The 17817-nt window shown below is 49.3% G+C and carries 11 protein-coding genes and 1 pseudogene; 1 reads left to right on the top strand and 11 read right to left on the bottom strand.

The annotated features are described in order from the left end of the window. Positions 1-221: 221 nt before the first annotated feature. A pseudogene (locus ACFVSO_RS16555) lies at positions 222-1766 on the top strand (catalase); the annotation flags it as partial. A gap of 273 nt (positions 1767-2039) precedes the next feature. On the opposite strand, the gene ACFVSO_RS16550 reads toward ACFVSO_RS16555, so the two are convergent. From ACFVSO_RS16550 to ACFVSO_RS16500, 11 genes are all read right to left on the bottom strand, one after another. Further along, positions 2040-3878: a sensor histidine kinase gene (locus ACFVSO_RS16550; protein WP_387475464.1), complete on the bottom strand. Its 1839-nt coding sequence runs from the start codon at positions 3876-3878 to the stop codon at positions 2040-2042. A 15-nt stretch (positions 3879-3893) separates the two neighbouring features. Next, complete coding sequence (locus tag ACFVSO_RS16545) at positions 3894-5468, bottom strand: response regulator (RefSeq protein ID WP_387475462.1); 1575 nt, start codon at positions 5466-5468, stop codon at positions 3894-3896. Between the two features lie 42 nt (positions 5469-5510). Further along, positions 5511-7178, bottom strand: coding sequence for an extracellular solute-binding protein (locus ACFVSO_RS16540; RefSeq protein ID WP_387475460.1), 1668 nt, complete (start codon positions 7176-7178; stop codon positions 5511-5513). A gap of 163 nt (positions 7179-7341) precedes the next feature. Beyond that, positions 7342-9033 carry an extracellular solute-binding protein gene (locus ACFVSO_RS16535; RefSeq protein WP_387475458.1) on the bottom strand — a complete coding sequence of 564 codons (1692 nt, stop codon included), beginning with the start codon at positions 9031-9033 and terminating at the stop codon, positions 7342-7344. A 71-nt stretch (positions 9034-9104) separates the two neighbouring features. After that, positions 9105-9995 carry a carbohydrate ABC transporter permease gene (locus ACFVSO_RS16530; RefSeq protein ID WP_387476209.1) on the bottom strand — a complete coding sequence of 297 codons (891 nt, stop codon included), beginning with the start codon at positions 9993-9995 and terminating at the stop codon, positions 9105-9107. Between the two features lie 46 nt (positions 9996-10041). Beyond that, positions 10042-10956, bottom strand: a complete 915-nt coding sequence (locus tag ACFVSO_RS16525) for an ABC transporter permease (RefSeq protein WP_387476207.1) — start codon at positions 10954-10956, stop codon at positions 10042-10044. A 426-nt stretch (positions 10957-11382) separates the two neighbouring features. Next, positions 11383-11607, bottom strand: coding sequence for a helix-turn-helix domain-containing protein (locus ACFVSO_RS16520; protein WP_006040330.1), 225 nt, complete (start codon positions 11605-11607; stop codon positions 11383-11385). A gap of 130 nt (positions 11608-11737) precedes the next feature. Further along, a complete protein-coding gene (locus ACFVSO_RS16515; RefSeq protein WP_387475455.1) occupies positions 11738-12412 on the bottom strand; it encodes a class D sortase in 675 nt (224 codons plus the stop codon). Further along, the gene (locus ACFVSO_RS16510) at positions 12409-12861 is read right to left on the bottom strand and encodes a GtrA family protein (RefSeq protein WP_387475453.1); all 453 of its coding nucleotides are present in this window, start codon (positions 12859-12861) and stop codon (positions 12409-12411) included. Before ACFVSO_RS16510 ends, ACFVSO_RS16515 begins: the two co-directional genes overlap by 4 nt. Further along, positions 12842-13840, bottom strand: a complete 999-nt coding sequence (locus ACFVSO_RS16505) for a glycosyltransferase family 2 protein (RefSeq protein WP_387475451.1) — start codon at positions 13838-13840, stop codon at positions 12842-12844. Before ACFVSO_RS16505 ends, ACFVSO_RS16510 begins: the two co-directional genes overlap by 20 nt. A 27-nt stretch (positions 13841-13867) precedes the next feature. Further along, the gene (locus ACFVSO_RS16500; RefSeq protein ID WP_387475449.1) at positions 13868-17674 is read right to left on the bottom strand and encodes a phospholipid carrier-dependent glycosyltransferase; all 3807 of its coding nucleotides are present in this window, start codon (positions 17672-17674) and stop codon (positions 13868-13870) included. Positions 17675-17817 lie beyond the last annotated feature (143 nt).

Below are 17817 nucleotides of genomic sequence, written 5' to 3'. Positions count from 1 at the left end.
AAATGGTATATAGTCCAATCATATCACAAACGAAGTTCCGATGAGTCCTATGATATGAATTTCTCCCCTTAAACTCCGCATAAAAAAAGCACCCCCTACCCATAATACGCTGAAACGATTTCCAAATTAAAGCGAAGGTGGAAGGACATCCTATGACAGCGCATAACGATGGAAAGCCGGCTTCCGGTGCTGCCAGCAGCGAGCTGGCGCCCGGCGAGACTAAGGAAACGTTAACGAACCGGCAAGGCCATCCCATTACAGACAATCAAAATATCCGCACCGTCGGCAACCGCGGTCCGTCCACTCTGGAAAACTACCATTTCATTGAAAAAATATCGCATTTCGACCGCGAGCGGATTCCGGAGCGTGTCGTGCACGGACGCGGTGCTGGCGCGCACGGTTACTTCGAAGCCTATGGGAAGCTGGGAGACGAGCCGATCTCCAAATATACCCGTGCCAAGCTGTTCCAGGATGCCGGTAAGCGTACACCGGTATTCGTACGATTCTCGACCGTTATTCATGGCGGGCATTCGCCCGAGACGCTTCGTGATCCGCGAGGCTTTGCCACGAAGTTTTACACCGAAGACGGCAATTGGGATCTCGTCGGCAACAATCTGAAAATCTTTTTTATCCGCGATGCGATGAAATTCCCCGATATGGTGCATGCCTTCAAGCCAGACCCGGTTACGAACGTGCAGAGTATGGAGCGCTTCTTCGACTTCGTGTCGCAATCGCCTGAAGCGACCCATATGATTACCTTCCTGTTCTCTCCATGGGGTATTCCGGCGAACTACCGCCAAATGCAGGGCTCTGGGGTCAATACCTATAAGTGGGTCAACGCTGATGGAAAAGCTGTTATTGTGAAGTATCATTGGGAGCCGCTGCAGGGCATCCGCAATTTGACGCAGAAGGAAGCCGAAGAACTGCAGGCCAAAAACTTTAATCATGCAACTCAAGACCTGTACGAAGCAATTGAGCGCGGAGAATATCCTGAATGGGAGCTTCAAGTGCAATGGATGAGCGATGACGAGCACCCGGAGCTGGACTTCGATCCTCTGGATGACACCAAGCTATGGGATCCCAAGCAATTCCCGATGCTTCCCGTCGGCAAGATGGTGCTGAACCGCAATCCGGAGAATTACTTCGCCGAGGTGGAACAAGCCGCTTTCGGTACAGGCGTTCTCGTGGACGGCCTGGACTTCTCAGATGATAAGATGCTGCAGGGCCGCACCTTCTCTTATTCGGATACGCAGCGCTACCGGGTAGGCAGCAACTACTTGCAGCTTCCGATCAACGCTCCTAAGAAGCGAGTAGCGACCAATCAGCGCGACGGACAGATGGCCTTCTACGTCGATGTGGCGCCTGGGCAAAATCCTCATGTCAACTACGAGCCCTCTTCGCTTGGTGGACTGGTGGAGGCTGATCGTCCGGGGGCTCCGCATGAGCCGGAATATAACGACAAGCTAACCCGCGAACCAATCGACCGGCAAAATAACTTCAAGCAGGCAGGCGACACCTATCGCAGTATGGAGACATGGGAGCAGGATGAACTCATCTCCAATCTTGTGGATGCGCTCAGCACCTGTACATCCCTGATTCAGGAAACGATGGTGCGTCACTTCACGGAAGCGGATACCGATTACGGCAAAAGGGTAGCCGACGGCTTGAAGTCGGCTAACGGACCCGAAGGCCATGTCGGTACTCATCCAGCTAACGAGGGCATGGAATTGTCCGAAGAGCTTGGGCATTCAACAGATGGGTATTGAGGTTAAGTGACGAAGACTCGTATCCTAACAATTAGGTGAAGCCAAAAATGGCGGTGTCGGGAGCTTATCCCTGCACCGCCATCTTTGCTGCATAGCTTTAACATGGCCGAACCAAACGGAGCAAGACTTATCCTGGAGAAGCGATAGCGTTCGCCTTTGTAACCAGATTCCCCCTTTACCTCTTTGTTCAAGAAGGAATCTGGTTACAACAGCGATCGGAAGGATAAGTCTTGCGCAGTTTGGATATTAGGCCATGTCATTTCCGTCAGTAAATTAGCTGCTGGCTTGATCGTCCTCCAAGTCCTCCAAGAACAGCTTGCGCTTCCGGGCCGGAATACGGACATTGACGGAGGTCCCTGCACCTCTCACGCTAAATATCGATACGCCGTATTGCTCGCCGTATTGCAACTGAACGCGCTGGTGAATATTGCGAATGCCAAAGCCCGTCTCGCTTTCATTCGAAGCGCTCATAATCTCTGCAATCCGCTCCTGCCTCACACCCATCCCGTCATCGATCACCCGATAGAGAATGTCGCCGCCATCCAGCTTGGCCACGATGCGGATATGAATTCGGTCGCCGCTCCACGCGTGCTTAAGCACGTTCTCTACGAATGGCTGCAGAATCAGCTTGATCGTCTCGTATTGCCATACGTTGACGTCCACGTCGAAGGTAACCTCCAGCCGGCGCCCATACTTCACCTTCTGTATATCCAGATAGGCATTCACCTGCTCGACCTCGGAGGAAACAGGGATAAGCGTTCTGCCGGAATTAAGTGTCAGCCGGTAAAACTTCGCCAGCTCCACCACCATCTTCTGCAGCTTCTCATTCTCCCCAAACTTGGCTAGCCGGTTGATAGACGACAACGTGTTGTATAGAAAATGCGGATTGATCTGCGTCTGCAGCATCTCAAGCTCCGCTTCTTTCTTTTGCAATTGGGTCAAATAAACTTTATTAATGAGCGCTTCGACATCCTCGCCCATTCCGTTAAGCGCCGTGGCGATTTGCGAGAATTCATCCTTCCCCCGATAAGAGATCCGCTTGTGCAAGTCACCTTCGCGGAACGCATTCAGGACGGAGACAAACTTCGTTATCCGCTTGGAGAAGTAACGCGACATAAAGATGCCCGTGAATGTGAACAAGACAAAACAAAGCAGACAGAGCAATAGAATATAAGTCCGGACACGCTCTGCCTCTTGCTTGATGATCGTCAACGGCACATAAGCGACAATCGTCCAATCCTGCTTGGGCATATATTCTTGAAGCGTCAGAAATTCACCCGGCGGATGCGCCTTCGCCATGGATGCAAGTGTAATTGGCGCGCGTTCGCTCGCTTCCTTCGCATCGTGGAGCTGCTGATTAGAAGCATAGAGGATTTTTCCCGTCTTGTCTTTCACAAGCAAGACAGCACCTTCCCCAAGATTGCGGAAATAGACGCTCTCAAACAACTCGTCAATCAGCACGCTGAACCGCATCATGCCAACTTCCTTCATTTTGGTTGGAATGGACAAATCCATAATTCGGCGAATCATGGAAATGCGGTCGTCTGCCCGATCATCCTCCACTTGCTTCCATTGCATCGTAACGCCATATTCTTCTGTCGGAAACGAATAATACCAAGGTTGGTGAACGATTCGATCATATCTTAATAGGTTAATTACCTTTTCATTGTATTGCGCCTCTGGCTTATTATAGTTGTTATATTCTTCATCAATCGTAGGATTATTATAGTAAACAAACAATCTTAAATTCATGCCAATAGATCTGGACGTACTATCGAGCTTTGGACGCAACACATCCACATGACGGATATTCACTTCCTTGCTGTCATAGAGCTCATCCCTGAGATTATCAATAAACTTGTCATCTTCGTACATCGCAGAAGATATCCGAATAATATCATCTGTTTTATACGTGACATTATCCCGGATTTGAACCAATGTATTCTTGATATTGTCATTGGTCTGCTTCCGCATGGAGGAATCATACATCGAGTGAGAGACGTAGCCGTTCACCGTAATCAGAATAATAATAAATACAAGATATGAGAGCATGAGCTTATAGCCGATTGGCATATATCCCAGGCGTTTTCGTTTCTCCCAGGCCGATTTCATCTTTCCCTCCATAGGCTACTGCTCTCTTTTGCGATACTCAAGCGGCGTCATGCCGAACTTCTCTTTGAATTGCCTGCTGAAATACGGCAGATAACGATAGCCTACCTGATCCGCTATTTCATAGATTTTCATGCCCGGCGTCTTAAGTAGCTCACATGCCCGCTCCATGCGCAGCTGAACCAGCAGCTCATTGAACGTATGCCCCGATTTTTCCTTGATGAGAAAGCCTAGATAGCTTGGTGAGAAGGAGAAATGCTGCGCAATATCCTTCAGCGTAATATTCTCGCTCATCCTGTCTTTGATCGTCTTCATAACGTTGCGAATAAACTTGCTGTCCTTTGTGCTGTTCTTATGATGCAGCTTCTCCGAAATCTCGAATACACGGTAAAGCAGCCATCTGCGAATATCGTTCACCGTCTCGAATTGGAGCAAGATATCCAGATTGCGGATATCGATGCCTAGCAGCTCGAACAGGTCCTCGTTCATCGCGCTCAGATGCTGATCCAGCTTCCAAATAATATAGTTGGTCAAGTTATGAACCGTAAATTTGGAGCGCAAGCTCGTCAAGGAGCGGAATAAGCCTTCGAACTCGTCATAGATTTGGACAAGCTCGTAATCTTTAACCGCTTTCATCAAAGCGTTCATATGAGCGTCCAGCATGCGGGAGTCCAGCATGCCCGGCTCCGCGCTTACTTCCTCGTAATTGATAATGCCGCCTTTTCCAAGGAACATCTTGCCTTCGACAGCCTGAATAGCTTGTGCGTACGATTCATGAAGCCTCTCCGCCGCATGCACCGGCGCGCCGAGACCGGTCGTCACGGTAACGTTCAAGCGGCGCTGGGCCGTATCTAGCAGCTTGGCAATTCTAGCTTCGATTCCGTCAGCCTCCAGCAGCAAAGCGATTCGCTGAGAATTCAGCTTGCAATAAGGAATAATCCCGCCTGCGCTGACCGCTTCATGCAGCTGTTTGATGAATACTCTAGACACTTCCAACCGGGAACGGGCATTGTCTTCCGTTCTGGAGAGCAGATCCAGCTCCATTACCGCTACCCGGATCGGCCACTTCAAGCGATGCAGCTCATGCGTCTTCGTCAATTTCGCCATGAACTCGCGATCCGATGGGTCCTCTCCTTCGAAGAGGCGCAGCAGCAGGTCGCTTTTGGCAATCGGAATCATATTCTGGTACGCCTCTTCGACTTCCCGGTGCTTCAGCTCCTCGTCCAGGTCGCGCTTCACCTTCATGAGCGAAGCAATCAGCTCGTTGTCGTCCATTGGCTTCAGTACATAGTTGTAAGCCTTGAGCGACAGAGCTTGCTGCACGTAGCTGAATTCCTGGAATCCGCTCACAAAGATGATCCGGATATTGGGCTTCCGCTGCAGCGCAATACGGGCCAGCTCAAGTCCAGACATATATGGCATATTCACATCACTTACGAGTATATCAATGGCATGCTGATCCAGCACCTCACAGGCGGACAGCGCATTATTGACGGAGCCCTTGACCTCCATACCCAGCTCCGTCCAAGGAATAAATTGCTTCATTCCTTCCAAATCCAGTTCTTCATCATCTACTAACAGCACATTGTACATCGTCTCTTCCCCCCATGAAGCATCAATGCTGAATGTAAGTTGTTATTTGTTATTCAGAACTTTCAAATTTTCTTGCCATCTCATCGTAATGTAATTCAAATATTGCTGGAATCCCGCATCCATGGAAGCGCGATGCGCATCGTCCAATATAGACAGCACTTCCTCGTCGGATTTGCCGAATAACGCATCACTGCGTGCGTCAAGCCATATATCTTTGAGCTTGTTCATCGTTCTGCTTTCATCCGAGTTGGGAGGCGGCTGCACATTAATGAATTCCGTTGCATCGCCTTGCGATTTCCAAGTAATTTTTTGCTGCCAATACGTCGACCAGTTCTGCTGTTCCTCTGGAAGCGTCTGCTCGTATTCGCTTTTTGTTTTATCCAAATAAACGGTATTGCCCACCCATATCATGTCACCTGAAATCGCCTGTATTTCTGCAAGCTCTTTCTGATCGGTCCCGTATCGGGCGGTAAAATTAGGCGTGATGCCGTCTTCCCTAAAGCCGTTCCAGTAACCTTCCGGTCCTGGAGGCCCCCACATCTGGACAGCTGAACCTTCCGGTCCCGTCATCCAATCCAGCATGGCGAATATCGCTTCCGGGTTTCTCGCGCTCGTCGTAATGGTGGCGACGTTCCAACCCAGAAGATTGTACGTGCCCGGATAGATCTTGGAGCGGTCAAGCCCGTGCTTGTAGATGGGCTCGATGAACATATATCCGTCATCAGGGTTGATCTTGCGAAGAGCGGCGTCTCCTACCATCCCGTTAATCATCGGATTCGCGCTGGCGTAGACGGCTACCTTGCCCTGGACGATCTTATCCGTCACCTGATCCTCCGTCTGGGTCATCGCATCACCGGGAAACAGACCCTCTCGCATCAGCTTCGCCACATATACCGCCGATTCGCGGAACGCCGGGTCCTTATAGATAGACGTCATCCGGTCGCCTTCCGTTACAGCGTAAAGTCTGGTAAAACCCAAATTATTTTCCTTGAAGGCGGAAAACAGCTGGTCAATGCCATGACCTTCTATTGCCTGCCCTGTCTCAAACGGAATAATGTTCGGATAATGCTCCTTTACCATTAACAAATACTGATACAAGTCTTCCGTCGTATCTAATGGCGGGAATCCCAGCTCGCGATATATTTTTTTATTAATGACAAAGCCCGCATTCCCGTAAGGCTGGCTTGTGTAGTAGTTGGGAAAATAATAAATCTTTTTGTCAGGCGAACGAAGCAATTCCAATACTTTCTCTCCGGCCCATTTCTTCAGGTTCGGGTATTTCTCGATATACTCATCCAGCGGTACAAGCATACCCGCTTCCCGCATCTGCTCCAGATCGTAATCGCGGTCGCCCCATACGATATCCGGCAGGTTGTTGCCGGCAATCATCTTCTGCAGCTTATACTTTGCCTTACCGTCCGAGCTAATGGGCGTAATATGAATATTGAATTGATCCCTGATCCACCTGGATGCGGGATCAGCTCCCCATACAGGCATGGAATAGTAGCTGTAATGGCCGTAGAACGTAATGTCCAGCCTTTCCTTGCCCAGGATGTACAAGCCGTTTTCATACAGCCCGCTATCATCGATTGGTGTTGGTTGATTCTTCTCTGATTCTTTCACCGTCCCTGCATTGCTGCAGCCCCAGATCAAACTTAAAGCCAAAGCTGTAAGCAGAAGTCGCATGAACATTTCTCTCTTCTTGTTCACTGACCATGTGCCCCCTTGAAAGAATGGTAATTTCGACTGTTAATAGTCTAATGATACCAAAAACAACACTAACAATATATAGAAAAGATGATTATAATTGAATGCAGAGACATCCCAACGGGTTCACTGAACCTGTTGGGATGCTTCGTCTTGCTTTGCGGGATTAGTTAAGTCCCAGAATCTTACGTTTTTCTTGCCATTGGCCTGAGCGCCATTCCAGTAATTTCTCATAGCCATATGATTTTGCATCAGCTTCTGCCTTGTCAAGAATTTTGTCTACATCCGCGTCAGACTTGGCTTGCGAGGACTCTGCCAGTACTTGCGTCAGCAACTCCGTCATTAGCGTCTGGATATTCGCTTCATCGCTGTCAGTCGGAGGAGTTAAGTCTTTGAATTCTGTAATGTCGATACCTGTCGGCCAAGTGATCTCACTTTGATATTTAGCCTGCCAGTTCCGGTCATTCTCAGGCAATGTTTCTTCCATCTTCATTTTTGCTGGGTCGATATAAGAGGTATTGCCAACAATTTGAATCCAAGTATTTTTCGTTTGAATATCAGCAACTTCAACCGGATCGAATTGTTCAGTAAAGATAGGGGAACCTTCACCGTCATAGCCCTTCCAGTTCTTCCCTTCCGGTCCGAAGAATTGCAGGTTCATGCCGTCTGGACCTGTGAACCAGTCCAGGAATGCGAAGATTTTTTCGGGATCCTTGGCATTTTTTGTTATAACTGTGACATTCCAGCCCAGTTTGTCGTATCCGCCCGGATAAATTTTGTTTTTATCCAGACCCTCTTTGTGGAATGGCCAGACTACAAAATAACCATCTTCCGGATTTTCTTTAATAATCTCGGAATGTGCGATATTCGTTTTTTGTGTAACGTTGGAGCTTGCGTATACGGCAACACGGTTCAAAAGAAGCTTTTCAGTAACATGCTCATTGGTTTGCGTGAAAGCGTCTTGTGTCATCAACTTCTCACGATAAAGCTTGGATACAAATTTTTGCGACTCCCGGAACGCAGGATCAGTGAACAGTGAAGTCAATTTGTCTCCATTAGGTACACCAATCAGCTGTCTGCCGACAGAATCATACAAGGCGCCTTCTTTGAATGCTGTATAAAGGACACCGATGCCTTGGCCGTCAACCCCGCGATCCGGCTCAAATGGAATCACTTGATCTCCATATTTCGCTTTTACGTCTATAAGGTATTGGTACAATTCATCAATTGTCTCCAGCTTTGGTGAACCCATTTCTCTGTAAATCTTTTTGTTGATGGCATAACCTGCTGTATTCGTCGATTTTTCTGTATACCAGTTCGGGAATTTATACAACTTGCCGTCGTCAGAACGAAGCAGATCCAGCTTCTCTTTGCCGGCCCACTTCAGAAGATTTGGATATTTCTCCAAATAATCGTCAAGCGGAACGAGTTGTCCGGCTTTATACAAACGGTCAAAGTCTTGGTGGAAACGATCCATCCAGATTACATCCGGAAGCTTGTTGCCAACAATCATTGTCGACATGACTTCATTAGCGCTGCCATTAGCTTGAATCGCTTTAATATCAAGCTGCTTGTTTTCTTTCAGCCATTTGGTAGCTGGATATTCATCCATGCCAAGGAAGTCGGCCCAATCATAATGGTAGTACATCGAGAATGCCAATGGCTCGGAGCCAAATTCCCATGCATCGCCTTTCTGTCCCTCTGTTACACCTTCATCATTACCATTGCCTGAATTGCTGGAAGCTGGTGCCGTAGGTGACGGCTTCGTGTTGGAACCGGAGTTGCTACAAGCCGCCAAAACCGTGCTTAGTAACAAGACCGCTGAAATGATCATTAGCAGCGACTTTCTTTTCTTCATTGCATTTGCCCCTCTCATTTAAGTTATATATGTTCAAAGCGAAATCGCCAGAAACCAGGTTCAACAGCTTGCTACTCTTTCAGGGAACCAATCAATACCCCTTTAACAAAATACTTCTGTACGAACGGATAGACAGCAATAATTGGAAGTGTAACAACCATCATAGTCGCCGTTGTAAGCGACTTGCTCGTAATTTGCTGCATGCCCTGAATTTTGTTGACCACCCCAGAATCCAATCCGGCCAAATCCACAATGTTGGCATTCAACAGCCGGCGCAGAATCGTTTGTACAGGAAGCAAATCTACATTGGAGATATAGATGCTTGGCACAAACCAATCGTTCCAATGCGCAATAGCCGTAAACAGTCCAAGCGTAGCAATGACGGGTCCAGACAGCGGTAATATGATTCTGAAAAAGATTCCCCACGTACTACAGCCGTCAATTTGCGCCGATTCCTCAAGGCCTGCGGGCAGTCCTTTAAAGAAGGTACGGAATATGATCATGTTCCACACGCTAATCAATGCCGGGATTATGAAGACCAGGAAGTTGTCCATGAGCCCGAGGGAGCGAATTACCAGATAGGTCGGAATCAATCCGCCGCCAAAGTACATGGTGAAGACAAAAACTAACATATAAAATTTTCTGCCCATCAAATAAGATCGGGTCATACCATAAGCAAGCAAAGCCGTACAGAATATGGCCGATATCGTTCCTATAACTGTTCTATAAATTGAAATCATAAAGGCATTCAGCAACTTGCTGTCATTCATAACGGTCTTGTAGTTTTCCAAGGTAAATACTCTTGGCCAGACCGTAACGCCGCCTTTTGCAGTATCCAAGCCTGCATTAAACGAAACAACCAGCGCATTCCAGAATGGATATAATGTCGATAGAGTAAGCAGCACCAGAAAGACATATATCATAACCAGCATCATTTGATCGCTAAAGGCAATTCGTTTCATTCTCAATGCATTTCAACCTCCCGTATTGGTCCAGTATGCTCCGAAATTACCATAAGCTGCTCCCCGCTTTGCGAGCCAGGTAGTTGGCGATGGTCAGTAGTCCGATACTGATGACTGCTTTAAACAACCCGATCGCTACTGCAAAGGAATATTTGAAGTTCTGCAGACCAATTCGATAGACATACACGTCAATAACATCCGATACGGGCCTTAGCAGCGGATTCTCCGCCAGGATAAGGATATCCTCAAATCCTGCATTGAGCAGGTTGCCTACCGCCAGAATCATAAAGATCAGGATGACCGGCATAATGGTTGGAATGGTAATGAGATAAATTTGCTTGAATTTACTTGCGCCATCAATATCCGCTGCTTCATATAAATGCGGATCGACTCCGGCGATTGCAGCCAGATATACAATGGACGCAAAACCAATCTCTTTCCAAACATTTGTTGAGATCAGAATCGTCCAGAAATACTCTTTAATCGAAAGGAAATTAATGGGCTCGTCAATCGCCCCTACTCCTTTCAGGAAAATATTCACGCTGCCATTATCTGTGGATAACAGCGACATGACCAAGCCGCCTACAATTACCCATGACATAAAGTGCGGCAAATACGTGATCGTTTGAACAATCCGCTTGAATACCATATGTCGTACTTCATTCAGCATTAAAGCCAGAATAATGGGTGCCGGGAAACCGATAAAAAACTTTAGCAAACTGATTACAATCGTATTCCGCATGAGCGTCCCGAAGTTCGGAGCGTTAAAGAAAGCCTCGAAATGCTTGAAACCTACCCATGGATTCTCAAATATTCGATGTGCGGTAAAAATGTCGTAGTCCATAAACGCTGTGAGAATGCCGTACATTGGGATGTAAGAAAAAACAAACACAAGCAATATCCCAGGCAGAACCATCAGCTGCACGTCGATCTGCTTCCAAAAGCGGCGGAAAGGATTCATCTTTTTCACCGGTCTCAGCTGTGGCGAAGACGAAAGGTGTGGCTTGTTCGTCGTTGTCTCCGACATAATATCCTCCTCTGGAATGTAGTGGTGGAAGGCGATTGCTTCCTTCCGGCTTATGTACATTCTACCGCCGGCCTGAGAGAGAAACGATATAAGAGGAGCGCGATTTTTTGCACTACAGAAGTTACTTTTTTTTCGAAAAATGATAGAAAAACAAGGTCGGCTAGTGTAAGTAGTGGAAATTGTTAAAAAGGCGAGTTCAGGTGGGATGGCTTGTTATCAAAGTCGTGAATTCGATTAAATTCGAGCTAAAATGCATAAAAAAAGACAGCATATCGCTATGCTGTCTCCAATACAATCCTATAGTTAGCATGTAGAAAGGGCATATGCCCTGACAAACGAGAATGGAGAGACCTTAATATGTTAAATTTGTAACTCCCCAAGCTTAATCAGCTCGACAACCGCTTGCGAACGACCTTTGACATTCAATTTTTGCATAACATTCGAAATATGGTTGCGAACGGTTTTCTCGCTGATGAATAATTGCTGCGCGATATCTCTTGTCGTTTTGTCCTGCACCAACAGCTCGAATACCTCTCGTTCACGATGTGTCAGTAAAAACTTGCTCTTATGGTCGCTTCCCTTCAAGATTTGTCACCCCTCCTTGCTCGGGTTTTTATGGGTATAACAAGGGCAAGGGATACAGTCAACTTATCATATGAAGGGGGTGTAGCGATGGTGCTGTATATGAGCAAAATGGGCGCAATAGAACTCCGGATTACGCCATCTCGGCGTGAACGATCAGCCGGTGCGTCGGATCAACGACAGGATCACATGTAATCAGCGTCAATCTGCGGTCCTTCTTATTATAATTGAGGACGGATACATCCGTCGGCTCCACGATCGAGGTACCGGTCACCACATACGTATAGGTCTCGCCTTTGGTCTCTACAACAATCTTGTCGCCTTTCTTCACCTCGTTAAGACGGTTGAACAGCTTGCCCTTCGCTCTCATGCGATGCGCGGCAATTGCTGCATTGCCGACTTCGCCGATCGGGGCTGTCTCCTTCAGATGCGCGGCGGCGTATTTCATATTTTTTTGCGTGGCACCCTCCAGCACCGGAAGGTTCACCTTAATGCTAGGTATCCGTATAGTGGCGATGGCATTAAGCTTCAGAGGCTCCTGGGAAGGGGCTGGCGTATCCGACGGTTCCGCCGTTTCATCAGCATCGGAGGTTGCACCAGCCGACTCAGACTCCGCCTCGGCGAACAAGGTCGAAAGCCGGTCATACTGATTCAGCGCTTCCTGCTGCGCCTGCTCGTCATCCACGCTTACTTTCCACTGCGCCATCAGCTTCTCCTGCTGCCTGTCATCGAGCCATGCGCTGGCCCGGGGATATACAATAATAAGCAGACCGATGATAATAAGTCCGTATGATAGCAGTCGCTTCATGACATGCCTCCCGTCTCCACCGGCTTATGCCCGGCGAATACCCACCTCTTGCTTCCGTAGAAGTTCAGCGCTACAACCAGCACCGTTACCATTGCTTTGCTAATCAGCTCATGCAGGCCGATCCATTCCGTCGCGATCACAAGCAGCAGCAGGGAAGCTCCCAGCATACAGAGATTCCATAGAAGGAACCGCATGATCCGTCTCGCCCCGCCTTGCTTTCCGTTAGCCGCTGCCTCGTCCCGGAATGTAAAAACGCTGTTCATTACATAACTATTCAGCATACCTGCTGCATAAGCCGCAATCTGTGCGATTGAATAATGAGTCTGTACAACAATCAGCAGTGTGAACACACCCATATCAATAAGCGTATTCAGACCGCCGATTACGCTGAACGTAAGAAATTGCTTGATGGAACGCTTTCTGGCCTGATCAGACATATTGCTTGGCACGCTCCGAATCGCCTTTGACGCTCGTTTCTTCCGCCGTTTGCTCCGGGTAGCCCTGCACTTCCCTTACAATATAAAGCGGGCGGTTTTTGGACTCGTCATAGATACGGCCGATATACTCCCCGATTACACCCAGCAGGAGCAGAATGATGCCATTGAAGAGCAGATTCAGCGCTACGATCGTCGTCCATCCCGTCTCTGTCGTTTCCGTGAACAGACGCTGATATAAGACAACTAGCAAATAGAAGAAGCTGCCAATCGACAGGAAAAATCCTAGATAAGTAGCAATCTTAAGCGGCTTATAAGAGAAGCTCGTAATACCGTCGAGCGCAAAGCTGATCATTTTTTTCAGCGGATACTTCGTTTCTCCCGCGAACCGCTCCTCGCGCACATACTCGACGCTCGTCTGCTTGAAGCCAATCCAGCTGATCAAACCCCGGACAAAGCGATTTTTCTCCTTCAAGCCGCGCAGCACATCGCATACTTTGCGATCGATGAGTCTGAAGTCGCCTGTATCAAGCGGAATGTCGACATTCGTCATGCTGCGCAGGAGCCTGTAGAAGCCAAGCGCGGTCAGCTTCTTGAACAGCGTCTCCCCCTTGCGCTTCAGCCTGCGGCCGTACACCACCTCGTAGCCTTCCTTCCACTTCACGATCATGTCCAGGATCACTTCAGGCGGGTCCTGCAAGTCCGCATCGATAACGACAATCGCATCGCCCTTCGCATAATCCATGCCAGCCGTAATCGCGATTTGATGCCCGAAGTTTCGAGAGAAGTCAATCAGCCTTACGTTCTGGTCGTTCACACTGAACGATTTCACCAGCTCGACAGAACGATCCTTGCTGCCGTCATTGACGAAGATCAGCTCGTATCTGCCGTCCGCCCGGTCCATTACTTCCTTCAACCTGCCATACGTATGCTCGATTACTTCTTCCTCGTTGTACATTGGCACAATAACGCTATACCTGACCTTGTTTTCCATGACGATGCTCCTCATCTATTCTCCATATTAAAATACCCAGCTAGGGAACCAGCGCAGCAGATCAATGTACCATTTCGGCACAGTCAAGCCGGACAACGCGGGGTAATATATTACAAACAAGATTGCCGCGGCAATCGCAAATCCGTTGCGAATCTTCCTGACCTTCGGATTCCGCTCCTCCGCCAATTGAAACAAGTAAACAATGCTCAAGATCACGAACGGCACCATCGCGAAGTAATGATACAGGAACGTCTCGCGCGGTACGAGCATCCACGGCACATATTGCGCCAAGAAGGCGATCCACAGCATATAGACATGCTTGTCGCGCCGTTTGATGCTGATCCACATCGTCGCCAGCATCGCCGCAATGCCTGTCCACCAGATGAGCGGATTGCCCATTGCGACAATCGTCGACTTCATCCCCGCTGCCAGCTCGCCCCCGGAATAATACCAGACCGGACGCTTCATGAACGGCCACTCCCACCAGGAGGAGGAGAAGGGATGAGACGACACGAGATGGCTATGGTAGCTGTACATATGCACTTGGTAATCAATGAGCGACTTCAGCGTATAGCCTTCGCTCATCACGGTTAGTATCGGAATGTAAGAGAGCGCATAGATACCAGCTGGAATCGCGATATAGAAAACCAGGCAAGCAGCCAGCGTCAGCACGGTATAGGACGGAAATACCGATACTATTCGCCGTAGCGCATCCGAATCAAACGCTGCCGCAGCATCATCCTGCCGCCGAAGCATACGCTTCGCCGCCGCATATTCCTTATACCGTTCCCATAGTGATATGCCGAGCATAACAGCCAGGCCTGCACCGCCGTATAGAACGATCCACTTCGATGCAACGCCGAGCCCGAAGAACAATCCGGCTAGACCCAGCGGCACCAGCGTCGCAAGCAGCTTCGTACGATAGAAGCTGAGCGCCAAATATTTGTTCATAAAGTGGAACATCAACATAATGAAGAACACACCGTATACATCGATCGTCGCAATTCTCGTCTGCGTGAAATGCATGAAGTCCGCAGCCAGCAGGCCAGCCGCAAGCGCAGCATAAGCCGTTCGGCCGAACAAGCGCTTGGCTGTCATATAGATAATAGGAACCATCGCAATCCCGATTAGCGTTCCTGCGATCCGCCATCCGAACGGATTAAGGCCGAACAGCTTGATGCCAAGCGCAATGATGATTTTGCCCAGCGGCGGATGGGTATTCTCGTAAGCGACGATGCCTTCGAGATTCTCATACGCCGTTCTGGCATGGTAGATCTCGTCGAAGTAGCTGCCCTTCATATAATTATGCCCATATATCATCAAGTCTTGCTCGTCGAATAGCTGGGCTACGCTGCCGCGCCTTGGCTCCCCTGCCTTCTCATCATGAATGGCGGCAATCGGAAGCGGTTCTTTGCTTCCCGATTCATAGATTCCCATCTCATGCAAGGAGAAGCCAGGCGTTGTAACGGTCAGCTTCACATAACGGGCGTTCAGATCCACCGTCTGGCTGCGCCATGCGAATACCGCTACGTGGTTGTTGTCCACCTCAACCGGATTCGTCCACTCCTCCGGCTGGAGGCCGAACTCCAGACGGAACTTGCCTGTGCCTACCCCGCCGAACGTTGTAACGCGCTCCAGATGCTTCTCTTCACCCAAATCAATATAGAAGCTTTGCGTCGTGCTTGACGGCTGCCAAGGCGTCTCCGGTCCCTTCATAGAGCCAAGTCCGATGAGCGCGACTAGCGCGTACACGGCCGTCAGACCAACCATCCAGATCCAGTCCTTGCGCGTCAGGAGCCGCTTAGTCCTGTCACCCGGCATCGTATCTTGTGTCACACTCGACAGTAGATGCCGATCCGCTTCCTTCTTGTCGTCCAACGTCACCGGCACGATCCCAAGCGTGCGTCCGCGCTTGTAATGATCATAGCCCGCATACAGCATATAAAGCAGCAAGCCGATATTGCTGATCGCAACCAGCAGGACAACGCCATCCATGACGACATTGGTGGTCGTCTTGCTGTATTCCAGCACATAGCTCATATTGAAGAAATTCGTAATCGTAAATCCGTAGAATACATGCAGCATTCGCCGGTCCCGCATTTGAATAAAGGCAAACAAGCTCAGCAGCAGAATCGGGAACATATAACGCTCATGCATCTTCGTTACAAGAATGAACACAACGGCGATCAATGCCATCGCGATAAAGAAGCTGCGATCCTCTCCCTCTCGCCGCTTGCCTGCCAGACTGAACCAGACGGCCAGCCCCACCGCAACGAGAATAAAGAAATTGCCCCAATGCTGATAGCTTAGGAACAGCCAGTTCTCCGTAAGCGGCTTCCAGTTCGCTCCGAACAATGCATATAGATTAAAGGCATTCAACGTCGCGTACGGATAGGAGGACAACGTGCCCCTGTACAACTCATACAAAGCTTTAAGCCCGCCGCTCGACCAGAAGAAAGGCAAAGCAAGCAGAATAAATGTGCCAAACCCGTAATAAGCGGTGACCGCAACGTTCTTCCACTTCTTCCTCAACAGCAAGGCGAGCAGCAGCACCGGCATAAAGATGAAGGCCTGCGGCTTGATCAGCGCAGCGATTGCATACCAGACAGCAGCTTTGCCGAACCGGTTCTCCGAGATGCCTAGCAGCGATAGAGAAAGCACCAGCGCAAATACCGAATCCACTTGCCCCCATGCGGCTGAATCCAGAATGACCGCCGGATTGAACAGCCACAGCATGGATAGACCCAGTGCGACTGGCGCGCCCAGCTTCTTCGCTGCTAACCGGAAGATAACAGCCGCCGCGCCCAGATCCGCTGCAATGGCGGGAAGCTTGTACAGCAGCATCGCCGCTGACTCGCCCGTAATGCCAAGCCAGCTCTTGATATGACCCAGTGCAAACAACACATAGATGTAGCCTGGCGGATAATCGACGAACATCTCCGTATGATAGAAGCCCGCCAGCCCTTCGCGAACCGCCTGATCAGACCAGAACATGAACAGGGCGATATCGTTGGCGTATCCTTCGTGGCTTACAGCCAGTACGATACGCAGTGCCAATGCCGCGGCGAAGGATACCGCCAGCAGAACAGACACGCTGCTCCGGCGCTGCTCCAGCCACTGCCTGTCGCGGAACAGCTTCACGGTCACGAAAGCAAGCAGCAGAGCAAATAATGCCGAATAGATCATCGTGCCCAGAATAGATACTTTCTGCGGCGCCTCCGTCTCCCCGGCTACCGAAGAAGTCTGCTCCAGCGAGAAGACCTCCGCGCCATCCGGCGCTCCCGATACCTTCTCGACCTTGAGCTGGTCGAACCAGACTTTGCCTGAATTAATGCTCCCATATCCCCCGAGGCTTCCTCCGACAAGTATCTCCTTTTGGTTCTTGGCCGTCTTGCCGTAAAACTCCAAGTAAGCCCATGTCCCGTTCGTGTCGCGGAATTCGGGATAATGCACCGCAACGCCCTCGACATACAGATGGGCTCCCGCACCTTGGCTGCCGATTCCTTCCGTCCTCACATAACCGGAAATCCGGTATGTGGCATTGGACTTAACCTTTACCCGCTGCAGCAGACGCGCATGATTATCCCCGCTGCTATGTATATAGGCAGACTGTTTCCCTGAATATGACATATTCCGATCGACCCCGTACTGCGTAACTCCACTGTCGTCGATCCATGCTTCAGTCATCCATCCATCCGGCATGTCGCTGGCTGCCGCTTCAAAATCGCCATTCATTAGCAAATTGCCTTCTGCGTTCGCCGCAATGCCGGGTATCAGCATGAAGAGCAGGAGCATAATAGCGATTATTCGGGAAAAGCCATTGCTCATCTTCATCACGATTCCTTTCCTCAACCATACGTTACCTATAATTATACAAACACATAACCACTTTATCGAATGCATCTTGCGAGGTCAATGAAAATAGCAAAAAATACGTGGTTTTGGTTGCGACTGGATGCCAATCTAGTACAGGTTGC

The sequence above is a fragment of the Paenibacillus sp. NPDC057967 genome, from assembly GCF_042887015.1.
Taxonomy (GTDB): Bacteria; Bacillota; Bacilli; order Paenibacillales; family Paenibacillaceae; genus Pristimantibacillus.
Note: the sequence above shows the minus strand (reverse complement) of the source record. Positions and strands in the feature narration are given on the sequence as shown.